General features: G+C 40.4%; 11 protein-coding genes. 5 read left to right on the top strand and 6 right to left on the bottom strand.

Translation table 11 applies throughout. From position 1 onward, the window contains the following. Window positions 1-4: 4 nt before the first annotated feature. Genes rlmH through leuS form a run of 6 tightly spaced genes read right to left on the bottom strand, consistent with a single transcriptional unit; the run spans window position 5 to window position 5,661 of the window. Window positions 5-475 carry a 23S rRNA (pseudouridine(1915)-N(3))-methyltransferase RlmH gene (gene rlmH, locus AAEY68_RS14170; RefSeq protein WP_007585562.1) on the bottom strand — a complete coding sequence of 157 codons (471 nt, stop codon included), beginning with the start codon at window positions 473-475 and terminating at the stop codon, window positions 5-7. 37 nt (window positions 476-512) lie between these two features. Next, complete coding sequence (gene rsfS, locus AAEY68_RS14165) at window positions 513-830, bottom strand: ribosome silencing factor (protein WP_007585564.1); 318 nt, start codon at window positions 828-830, stop codon at window positions 513-515. Between the two features lie 55 nt (window positions 831-885). Further along, entirely contained in the window at window positions 886-1,521 is a 636-nt protein-coding gene (gene nadD, locus AAEY68_RS14160) for a nicotinate-nucleotide adenylyltransferase (RefSeq protein ID WP_350586169.1), read from the bottom strand. A gap of 21 nt (window positions 1,522-1,542) precedes the next feature. After that, on the bottom strand, window positions 1,543-2,580 hold the full coding sequence (gene holA, locus AAEY68_RS14155) for a DNA polymerase III subunit delta (protein WP_350586168.1): 1,038 nt from the start codon (window positions 2,578-2,580) through the stop codon (window positions 1,543-1,545). Next, window positions 2,580-3,071, bottom strand: a complete 492-nt coding sequence (locus AAEY68_RS14150; protein ID WP_010554703.1) for an LPS-assembly lipoprotein LptE — start codon at window positions 3,069-3,071, stop codon at window positions 2,580-2,582. The genes holA and AAEY68_RS14150 overlap by 1 nt, the downstream gene beginning before the upstream one ends. Before the next feature lies 1 nt (window position 3,072). After that, window positions 3,073-5,661, bottom strand: coding sequence for a leucine--tRNA ligase (leuS, locus tag AAEY68_RS14145; protein WP_007585573.1), 2,589 nt, complete (start codon window positions 5,659-5,661; stop codon window positions 3,073-3,075). A gap of 196 nt (window positions 5,662-5,857) precedes the next feature. Between leuS and AAEY68_RS14140 the strand changes: the two genes are divergently transcribed. The 5 genes from AAEY68_RS14140 (at window position 5,858) to AAEY68_RS14120 (ending at window position 10,313) form a co-directional block, all read left to right on the top strand. Beyond that, window positions 5,858-6,316: a zinc ribbon-containing protein gene (locus AAEY68_RS14140; protein ID WP_024609293.1), complete on the top strand. Its 459-nt coding sequence runs from the start codon at window positions 5,858-5,860 to the stop codon at window positions 6,314-6,316. 77 nt (window positions 6,317-6,393) lie between these two features. Further along, window positions 6,394-8,814: a Lon protease family protein gene (locus tag AAEY68_RS14135; RefSeq protein ID WP_257983226.1), complete on the top strand. Its 2,421-nt coding sequence runs from the start codon at window positions 6,394-6,396 to the stop codon at window positions 8,812-8,814. Window positions 8,815-8,816: 2 nt separating this feature from the next. Continuing rightward, window positions 8,817-9,293, top strand: a complete 477-nt coding sequence (gene bamJ, locus AAEY68_RS14130; RefSeq protein WP_007585579.1) for a BamJ family beta-barrel-assembly machinery protein — start codon at window positions 8,817-8,819, stop codon at window positions 9,291-9,293. Window positions 9,294-9,318: 25 nt separating this feature from the next. Further along, complete coding sequence (locus AAEY68_RS14125; protein WP_182671329.1) at window positions 9,319-9,573, top strand: hypothetical protein; 255 nt, start codon at window positions 9,319-9,321, stop codon at window positions 9,571-9,573. Window positions 9,574-9,719: 146 nt separating this feature from the next. After that, on the top strand, window positions 9,720-10,313 hold the full coding sequence (locus AAEY68_RS14120; RefSeq protein ID WP_350586165.1) for a hypothetical protein: 594 nt from the start codon (window positions 9,720-9,722) through the stop codon (window positions 10,311-10,313). Window positions 10,314-10,320: the final 7 nt, after the last annotated feature.

The following is a 10,320-nucleotide window of genomic DNA, read 5'->3' as shown; positions in this document are numbered from 1 at the left end:
GGGGTTACTCGCGATGATAAGGATGGTTGTTATTTAAGCTCCAGCCTCGGTAAAGGCTCTCTGCAACAATTATACGCACCAAAGGGTGCGGCAATGTTAAATTAGATAACGACCATTTTTGCTCAGAAGCTGCAATGCACTCTGGAGCAAGTCCTTCAGGTCCGCCAATAAGTAAACTTACATCGCGGCCATCGAGTTGCCATTTTTCCATATTTTTAGCAAGTTGGTGAGTATCCAGCGCTTTCCCTGTTACCTCTAACGTTACAATACGATTGCCTTTTGGAATAGCCGCTAATGTTTTTTCACCTTCAATGTGTAAAATACGTTTTATATCTGCATTTTTACCACGTTTTCCGGCTTGAATTTCAATTAACTCTAGGGCCATATCTTTAGGGAAACGTCGCTGATATTCTGCAAATCCCGTTTCTACCCATGCTGGCATTTTAGTACCAACAGCAATCATTTGTATTTTCACGTATTACTTCCAAGCATTGTCTAAAATGAGTGAGCGTTTAGCCCCACAGTTTTTCTAGATCGTAATAGCTACGTGCTTCGTTTTGCATCACGTGTACAACCACATCACCTAAATCAACCAGTGCCCATTCGCCGTCGCCTTCACCTTCATAACCTAATGGCTCTGAATCTGCATGACGCGCTTCTTTTGCTAAGTGATCGGCAATTGACTGTACGTGGCGTTTAGAAGTACCAGAACAAATTACCATGTAATCTGTGATATCTGATGTTCCAGTAACGTCAATATGAACGATGTCACGCGCTTTCATATCGTCAATTTTGTCCATAGCAAAGGCGAGTAGTTGTTTTGAATCCAAGGTTTTGTCTCAATTTAAAAATTTAATGGCGCGCATTTTAACACGCTAGGAGTTTTTAAGCATCAATTTGATAGAGCTGATGCACTTCTATGTAATGACTCACTGCATCGGGCAATAGTTCATTCTTTTTATTACTTTTTTTCAGTTGTTCGCGAATGGTGCTTGAGGCCGCATCGAGCATTTCGCCCGGTAAAAAATAAAGTTTACCTGCAAGTGAGTGTTTAAGTGCCGCTACTTCGCCGGCATTTGCGCGTTGCATATAGCTTTTGAGCTCACCTGTTACAGTGCAATGTTGAGCAGGGCGCTGGTACACCACAATATGGCAAAGCTGCGCTATTGTCTTCCACTCAAACCACTTATCTAGGTTGTTAAATGAGTCCATACCAATTAAAAATAAAATAGGTGTAGTGGGGTGCTCTTTACGAAGTTCTTGCAAACTAAGTAGCGAATACGATGGACCGGTTCGATTAAGTTCTCTTAAATCGAGTTCAAAATGAGGATAAGGAGCAATAGCTGCGTTGAGCATATTAATTCGGTGCTGCGTACTAATACCCGGAGCTGCTTTATGTGCAGGTAATGCACAGGGCATAAAATAAAGCGTATCCAAATTAAACGCATTTACGCATTGCTGCGCCATATTTAGATGGCCTAAATGGACTGGGTCGAAAGTACCACCAAAAATTGCGATCATTTAACACCCATTAGCTATCTATTAATTAACCGCGTGGCACGGCATAGGAATGTTGAGCGGCTGGCAAAATTTAATACAAATATGAGCAAGCGCTTGGTAAGGTGCAATTAAATTACCTTGCTTGTAACTGGCATCAAACAACGCAACATCACTATTTATTTGTTCTAGTGTGTGCATGTTTAAACGGTTAATAGCATTTTGAACTGGACCTTGTTGGTTTTTCCAAATTGCTTTTTGTTTAAATAAATTAGCGATAGGTTCGCCATTCAGTAAACCAAGTTGCACACTTATAAGTGTATTAAGCTCTTTGGTTATAGCCCACAAAATACTCACCACTTCGGTGTTATCGCTGGCAAGTTTGTTTAATACTTTTATAGCTTGTTTCGCGTGACCATTTAATAGCGCATCGCTTAAATCAAAAATATCAAACTTGGCTTGGTTTAACAGACCTTGCATTACTAATTGCTGAGTAATTAATGCATTGCCGTGCAGTAGCGAGAGCTTCTCAAGTTCCTGAAAACAGGCTAACAAGTTGCCTTCGGTGGCATTTATTAAGCTTACTTTGGCGTCGCTTTGCATATTAAGTGATAAACGTTGGCATTGCTCATCAAGCCATCGTTTTACATGAGAGCCCGTAAGCGGGTAGCAAGGTACAAATACACCTTGCTTATCAAGAGCTTTAAACCATGCTCCACGTTGTACTTCTTGGCTGGCTTTAGCGCCTTTAACAATTAAAATAGTATCGGGATTAACCAGCTCAACTACTTTTTTAAAGGTGTTGCTGCCAATAACGCCTGGCTTTTGTTGGTTTAAATCAAGTTCAATAATAGTGCGGGCGCTAAACAGCGACATACTTTGGTACTGGGCTATAATTTCTTGCCAATCGAATCCTTGCATTAAAGTAAACTTAATTATTTCATCAAAACCTTGTTGCTTAGCACTGTCGCGAATTTGTTGTACGCACTGCGCTTCTTGAAAAGGCTCTTCTCCAAATACTAAATAAAAGGGCTTTAGCCCTTTATTTAATTCACTCGGTAGTTGATTAGCGTAGCAGCGCATTATAGTTGCGACAGCTCTCTAACAATACGACGACTGGCTTGCTCACGAATTTCGCTAATAAGTAGCTCAAGCTCTTTTGCTTTTGCTAATGCATGATCCGGATCGTCTTGGTAATTACGGTAAAGCTCAAAACGTTTTTCTATCGCTTTTTCACCTGGGCGTTTAACTACATACGATACGCCATAAGCGAGCTCATATTCAGCAACTTGGCCGTTTTGGAACAGCGAGAGTGTTTGGCGTTCAATGCTTTCTTTGCGTAAGTACAATTGGGCTTTATCTTTAGCTGACGATACTAACTCTACGTTACTCGCTTTAAGCTCTTTTTTAAGCTCAGTGAATAAAGTCGATTTTTCGTCATCGCCTACAAGTGTTAGCTGTTTTAAGTTATCAGGCAGGCTAGAGGCTTTTTTTAAATGAAAGCCACAGCTTGATAACAAAAAACAGACTAGCACTAAGGCTAGTCCATTTTTAATGGCGTTAAATGCAGCCATATTAGTTAGCTACCACGTTAAGTAGTTTGCCTGGTACGTAAATGATTTTACGAATGGTTGAGCCATCAGTAAATTTAGTTACGTTAGATTCTGCAAACGCAAGGGCTTCTACTTGCTCTTGAGTTGCACCAGCTGCCACTGTTAACTTAGCGCGAAGCTTGCCGTTTACTTGTACGATGATTAGTTTTTCATCTTCAACAAGTGCAGACTCGTCAACTTTTGGCCATGCAGCATCTAAAATTTCGCCTTTTTTACCAAGCTCTTTCCAAAGCTCATGCGATAAATGCGGAGTAATAGGTGCAAGCATAATAACTAATGCTTCAAGTGCTTCGTTAGCAATCGCTACATCTTGTTTGTCGCTCAGTGGTGCTTTTAATAACTTATTAGAAAGCTCCATAATGGCTGCAATAGCGGTGTTAAAGGTTTGACGACGTTCAACATCATCAGTCACTTTAGCAATTGCTTTGTGTAAGTCGCGACGTAGTACTTTTTGCGGGTTAGTTAGCGCTGATTTATCAAGTGCTTGGTAACCTACTGTTTTAACGTCTACCGCGTATTTCCATACACGTTTTAAGAAACGATGTGCGCCTTCAACGCCTGAGTCTGACCATTCAAGCGTTTGCTCTGGTGGTGCTGTAAACATCATGAATAAACGCACTGTATCTGCACCATACTGGGCAATTACATGTTGTGGGTCTATACCATTGTTTTTAGACTTAGACATTTTGCTCATGCCTGATGAGAATACCGGCTCACCGTCTTCCTTGTGCCATGCTTTAGTAACGCGGCCTTTTTCGTCGGTTTCGGTGTTTACATCAGTTGGCGAAATCCAAATATCGCCGCCTTTTTCATCTTTACGATAAAATGTTTCAGCAAGTACCATACCTTGACAAAGTAAGCGGTCAAACGGCTCGTCTGAATTAACTAAACCAAAGTCACGTAATAATTTATGGAAAAAGCGTGAGTACAATAAATGTAAAATTGCATGCTCAATACCACCAATGTATTGGTTTACTGGTAACCAGTAGTTAGCAGCCGCTGGATCTAGCATGCCTTCGTCGTAGCGTGGGCTACAGTAGCGTGCGTAGTACCAAGACGATTCCATAAAGGTGTCAAACGTATCAGTTTCGTGAAACGCAGGTGCGCCATTTACTGTTGTTTTAGCCCACTCTGGGTCTGCTTTAAGTGGTGAAGTTACACCGTTCATTACCACATCTTCTGGTAAGCGAACTGGTAGCATATCTTCTGTTGCAGCAAGTTCTTTACCATCTTCATCGCTAAGCATTGGAATTGGAGAACCCCAATAGCGCTGACGGCTCACACCCCAGTCACGCAGGCGGAAGTTTACTTTACGCTCACCAACACCGAGTGCTTCTAATTTATCGGCAATCGCTTTAAAACCAGCTTCAAAATCAAGGCCGTTAAATTCACCCGAATTTACAAGTACGCCTTTATCAGTAAATGCTGATTCTTTTAGGTTTACTTCAAGATCTGAACCTTCAGCAGGCGCAATGACTTGTTTTATATCTAGGCCGTACGCTGTTGCAAACTCAAAGTCGCGTTGATCGTGTGCAGGTACTGCCATTACAGCGCCTGAGCCATAATGCATTAATACAAAGTTAGCAACCCAAATTGGTACTTGCTCGCCCGTTAATGGGTGAGTGGCGTAAAAGCCTGTTGCTATGCCTTTTTTCTCCATTGTTGCCATGTCTGCTTCGGCAACTTTGGTGTTTTTGCATTCTTCAACAAACATTGCAATAGCATCGCTATTTTTAGCGGCTTCTTGCGCAATAGGGTGACCACCAGCAACAGCAACATACGTAACACCCATAAAGGTATCTGGACGAGTTGTGTATACGCTAAATGTTTCGTCGTTATCGGTGCGTTTAAATTCAATATCACACCCTTCAGAGCGGCCAATCCAGTTGCGCTGCATTGTTTTAACTTGCTCTGGCCAATCTTCTAACTTGTCTAAATCGTCAAGTAGTTCTTGTGCGTAGTCGGTAATTTTAATAAACCATTGTGGAATTTCTTTTTGCTCAACCACAGCGCCTGAACGCCAACCACGGCCGTCAATAACTTGCTCGTTAGCAAGTACAGTTTGATCCACTGGATCCCAGTTAACTGTCGACATTTTTTTATACACTAGGCCTTTTTCGTAAAGCTTAGTGAAAAACCACTGCTCCCACTTGTAGTATTCTGGATGACATGTCGCAATTTCGCGATCCCAGTCATAACCAAAACCTAATTGCTTAAGTTGGGTGCGCATGTAATCAATATTTTCGTATGTCCACTTAGCTGGTGCTGTTTTGTTTTTAATAGCAGCGTTTTCTGCAGGTAAACCAAACGCATCCCAACCCATAGGTTGCATTACGTTTTTGCCTTGCAGGCGCTGGAAACGAGAAACAACATCACCAATGGTGTAGTTACGCACATGACCCATATGCAGTCGACCACTCGGATAAGGGAACATAGAAAGGCAGTAATACTTTTCTTTGCTCTCATCTTCAGTGACTTTAAATACCTGGTTTTCTTCCCAGTAGCTTTGTACTTTTGACTCTATATCTTGCGGGTTATATTGCTCTTGCATCTATGGTTCCAGACTTCTTGCAAACTAATAAAAAATTGCCGTTAGGATACCCCAAATAAAACACTATTCACAGCGTCAAAAACATGCTTTTATTAAATTGTAACTTTCAGTGCAGGTTAACCTGCCTTTTTATAGTGTGGTTAGCTAAAGACATAAGTTACAGACTGATTTAACAGCAATTTTGAAGGAGTAAAAAATGACTGATTACAAAACATGGCTTGGCAGTTTTACCCATTGGATAAAAGATGTGAAAGAGCATGGTTTAAAAGATGTGGTTTCTGGGTTTGTTGAATCTGAGCAGGCGCTTAAAGATTTAAGTCAAGAAAGATATGAGCTCTACAAAAGTTATTTAAAGAATGATATTGAACATATAGTAGAGAACGAATCACACTATAATTCGCTTGCATGGCAAGAGCTTAAAGAGTCTCTTTGGTTTGAACTTTCGCACATAGAAGATAAAACTCAACTTGAGTGGCAATCTCTTAGCCAAGATTTTAAGCACAATGGTGTGTATCACGCAGGCGAATGGATAGCCATGGGCACATTAGTATGTAAGAATTGCACCCATAGTTACGATGTTTATCACGCTACACAAATTACACCGTGTATTGAATGTGATGGAATCTATTTTAGTCGTAAGGCACTGCACCCTTAAATATAAGTATTAAGTGGCTGCGGGCCACTTAATACGCCCAAAGGCCAGCGAATATGCTGGTAAAAAAAGAAGTTAGAATGACGAAAAAATTGCTGCCACTATCTGTTTCAAAGCTCGCACCGAGTATTTCTACTAATCACGTAAACACGTGTATGAACAATCCATACCCAGAGCAACTTACGTTTATAGGCCAACAACGCGCCCAAAGTGCTTTAGATTTTTCATTAGGGATGGAACTGCCGGGTTACAACGTTTATGTAATGGGCGAGGCCGCTCACGGGCGCTTTACGCTTGTTAAAGATAAACTTAAACAACACGCAAAAGACCGCTCAACGCCAAACGAATGGTTATACGTAAACAATTACGATGACCACAGAGAACCTATTGCGCTGTTTATGCAACCAGGTCAAAGCAAGCAACTTAGTGACGACATAGATTCATTTTTAGATGAAGTGCTAGACACATTTCCGGCTGCTTTTGATAACCCAGCGTATCAGCGTAAGAAAAAATCAATCGATCGTGAATTTAACGATGCCTACGACAGTGCTATTACCGCAGTAGAAATTGCGGCGTTTGAGCAAAGCGTTGCATTAGTAGAAGAAAAAAATTCAGTAGGGTTTGCGCCACTTGTAGATGGTAAACAATTAAGCGACAGCGAATTTGGCGAACTTGAAGAAACGTTGCGTGAAGAGTTTTTTGAAAAAATTGAAAAGCTAGAAGATGCATTAATAGAAGCGTTAATAGAGCTGCCACGTTGGAAACGCGAATCAAAAGAAAAACAACGCAATCTTAAAAAGTCGACTGCAGAGCAAGCCACTAAACCACTTTTAAAAGACTTAGAACATAAATATGCCACGCATATTGGTGTACTGCGCTATTTAAAAGATATACGCGTTGAAATTATAGACGCGGTACTTGAATGGCTAGATGACGAAGATGAAAGTGAAGAAAGCAAAGAAGACTTTGATCGCAAAGGCATGCTTACCGACTTTTTTGCACCTAACATTTTAGTTGAGTTTAAAGAGGACGACGCAGCACCGGTTGTGTACGAGCCTAATCCAACGTTTGGCAATATATTTGGCAAAATTGAGTACTCAACATCGCAAGGCTCTTTAATTACCTGTTATCGCTCAATTCAGGCTGGTGCATTGCATCGTGCTAATGGCGGTTATTTAATTATGGACGCTGAAAAAATCATGGCAAACCCACAAGTGTGGGATGGTTTAAAACTCGCGTTAAAAACACATCAAATTAAAAACGACTTACCGTATCAAGACAGCACAGTAGGGACTAGCTTTACACTTCGCCCGCAGCTTATACCGCTTGATGTTAAAATTATTTTATTAGGTTCGCGCGAGTTGTACTACACCATAGGTGAATACGACGAAGAATTTGCAGAGCTATTTAGAGTATTAGCCGACTTTGATTACTACTTGCCAAGTAGCGATAAATTGCAATACCAGTTTATTACTAAAGTAACCGAGTATTGCGAGCAAACATTAAAGTGCACTGCAACGCAGGCTGCTATGGTGCGTTTACTTAAATTTAGTTACCGCCAAGCTGAGCATCAAAATAAATTATCAGCGCGTTTTGCTGATGTACTTGAACTTATTGCAGAAGCCAGTTACTACGCAAAGCAAGACAAATTAGCCGTTATTGACGCGCACCATATTGACGAAGCCATTGGAGGCAAGCAATACCGTACCGGCCAAATTAGCGAAAATATGCTCAGTGATATAAAAGAAGGTCACACACTTATTGCAACCGACGGCCAAGCCATTGGTAAAGTAAATGGCTTAACCGTATTACACATTGGCGATACCTCATTTGGTACCCCTGCGCGTATTACGGCAACGGTTTATGCTGGCGCCGATGGCGTAATAGATGTTGAACGCGAAGCTGAGCTTGGCAAAGCAATTCACTCAAAAGGTGTTATGTTGCTTACCGGTTATTTAGGTAATAAATATGCGCAGCACTTTAGCTTAACGCTTAGCGCTAATATTGCCATTGAGCAAAGCTATGGTTACATAGATGGCGATAGCGCATCTTTAGCAGAGCTGTGTGCGCTTATTTCGTCTATTACAAGCCTACCTATTAGCCAATCAATTGCGCTTACAGGCTCTATAAACCAACACGGTGATGTACAAGCCATTGGTGGCGTAAACGAAAAAATAGAAGGCTTTTTTAAACTGTGTAAAATGCGTGGTTTAACAGGTTCGCAAGGCGTTATCATTCCTAAATCAAACCAAGTTAACTTAGTGCTTGATGACGAAATACTTAATGCGGTTGAATCGGGTAAATTTAATATTTACGCAGTTGAAACCGTAGACCAAGCGCTTAACTTATTAATGGATATAGAAGCTGGCGATATTATTGATGACCAGTATCCAGAAAACTCAGTAAACGGTATTGCACTTGCTCGCCTCAAAGAGATTGCCGACATAGTAAACGGCGATGATGACGAAAAAGACGAAGAGCTAGATAACGAAAAAGGTTAATGATGATTAATATAATTTTGGCGGTAGTTATCGCCATTTTTTGTTTTTTAATATTTCAAAATAGTAAAAAAGCAAAACAACAAGCAGGCATAAATGCACAAATAGGTGCAGATTATTTAGCCGCTAACGCAAAGGTAGAAGGTGTAGTAGAAACGACTTCTGGCTTGCAGTATAAAGTAATCCATAAAAGCGAAAACGAAAACACACCAACCCCAAAAAGTATGGTTAACGTGCATTACCACGGCACACTAATCGACGGCACTGTGTTTGACAGTTCAGTAGAGCGTAAAACACCTATTAGCTTTGGTTTGCACCAAGTTATTAAAGGTTGGACTGAGGGCTTACAACTTATGAGCCCTGGCGATAAATACACGCTATATGTACCGCACCAATTAGCGTACGGCGAAAAACGGGTAGGGAGTATTCCTCCTGCCTCAGTACTTATTTTTGAAGTAGAGTTACTGGCAATTGAGTCTTAGTGATTAAATAACAAGGAAGTAAATTATGAATAAAGACGAATTACTTAAAATAGCCAAAGGTGATATTAACTTTACCTTTCAATCTATTATTTATGCATTAGCGCTATGCTTACTAGTTGCAGCTGTTTTTTTACTAAAGATGAGCGTTAACCTACAAATGGGTTTAATAGTTTGTATTATTGGTGTGTTTGGAATGACTATTTATAATAATTTAAATACTCGCCTAAATGCGGCGCTTGCACTTATTGCGCTCTCACAAGATAACCAAAACACTAAGTAAGCAACGAGTTAGTTTAATAAATTGGTATAAGCCCTGCTTTAATAAAGTGGGGCTTTTTGCTTTTAGCTAACATTAAAATTTACTCAAGGATTTTAATACGAGGTCGATACCTATAATAGTTACAAAGCTATTTTAGGGATAAAATAATGAAGATTTCACCGACTCCCATTGCATACCAAGTACACAGCTCAAATACTCAACCTTTAGTGCAATCAGATAAACTACCGGTTGAAAAAGCGAGTGAAGAAAAGAGCGAGGAAGAGAGTGAGGAAGAGCCAAAATATGTGTTATCAAAGTTTTTAGATACCAAAGCCGAAGAATATAGTGAAGATAATGCAACGTTTGGCAGTCAGTATAAAAACCTAGAAAAAGTATACAAGCACTTCACTGGGCGAGTTATTGCGCTGCAAGAACAAATTAACAAACTTAAACAAAGCCCCGTACAACGTAGTTTAACTATAAATACTTCTGCAAGTGAGCTAAATAAAAGTGATGCGAGTTTAACTTTAGATGCTGACCACCTAGGTGCAAAAAAATACAAAAACACGCAACAGCAAGAGCAAATAGATATGTTAGAGCTGCAATTAGGGGAGTTAAAGTCAGAGCAAGCAGCAATAAAACAACAAATGGTTGAGCTGCAATTAGGGGAGTTAAAGTCAGAGCAAGCAGCAATAAAACAACAAATGGTTGAGCTGGTTATTAGTGAAATGAAGAGACGGGGCGACGACTATACTATTTAGCGCCACC

The sequence above is a fragment of the Pseudoalteromonas sp. RB2-MNA-CIBAN-0110 genome (assembly GCF_040309305.1).
Taxonomy (GTDB): domain Bacteria; phylum Pseudomonadota; class Gammaproteobacteria; order Enterobacterales; family Alteromonadaceae; genus Pseudoalteromonas; species Pseudoalteromonas arctica.
This window is presented reverse-complemented; position numbering and strand designations above follow the sequence as displayed.

What these genes read in the sequence shown, in the direction of transcription:
- nadD (WP_350586169.1), bottom strand. Translation starts at nt 1,521, where the DNA reads ATGATCGCAATTTTTGGTGGTACTTTCGACCCAGTCCATTTAGGCCAT.
- holA (WP_350586168.1), bottom strand. Translation starts at nt 2,580, where the DNA reads ATGCGCTGCTACGCTAATCAACTACCGAGTGAATTAAATAAAGGGCTA.
- AAEY68_RS14150 (WP_010554703.1), bottom strand. Translation starts at nt 3,071, where the DNA reads ATGGCTGCATTTAACGCCATTAAAAATGGACTAGCCTTAGTGCTAGTC.
- leuS (WP_007585573.1), bottom strand. Translation starts at nt 5,661, where the DNA reads ATGCAAGAGCAATATAACCCGCAAGATATAGAGTCAAAAGTACAAAGC.
- AAEY68_RS14140 (WP_024609293.1), top strand. Translation starts at nt 5,858, where the DNA reads ATGACTGATTACAAAACATGGCTTGGCAGTTTTACCCATTGGATAAAA.
- AAEY68_RS14135 (WP_257983226.1), top strand. Translation starts at nt 6,394, where the DNA reads ATGACGAAAAAATTGCTGCCACTATCTGTTTCAAAGCTCGCACCGAGT.
- bamJ (WP_007585579.1), top strand. Translation starts at nt 8,817, where the DNA reads ATGATTAATATAATTTTGGCGGTAGTTATCGCCATTTTTTGTTTTTTA.
- AAEY68_RS14125 (WP_182671329.1), top strand. Translation starts at nt 9,319, where the DNA reads ATGAATAAAGACGAATTACTTAAAATAGCCAAAGGTGATATTAACTTT.
- AAEY68_RS14120 (WP_350586165.1), top strand. Translation starts at nt 9,720, where the DNA reads ATGAAGATTTCACCGACTCCCATTGCATACCAAGTACACAGCTCAAAT.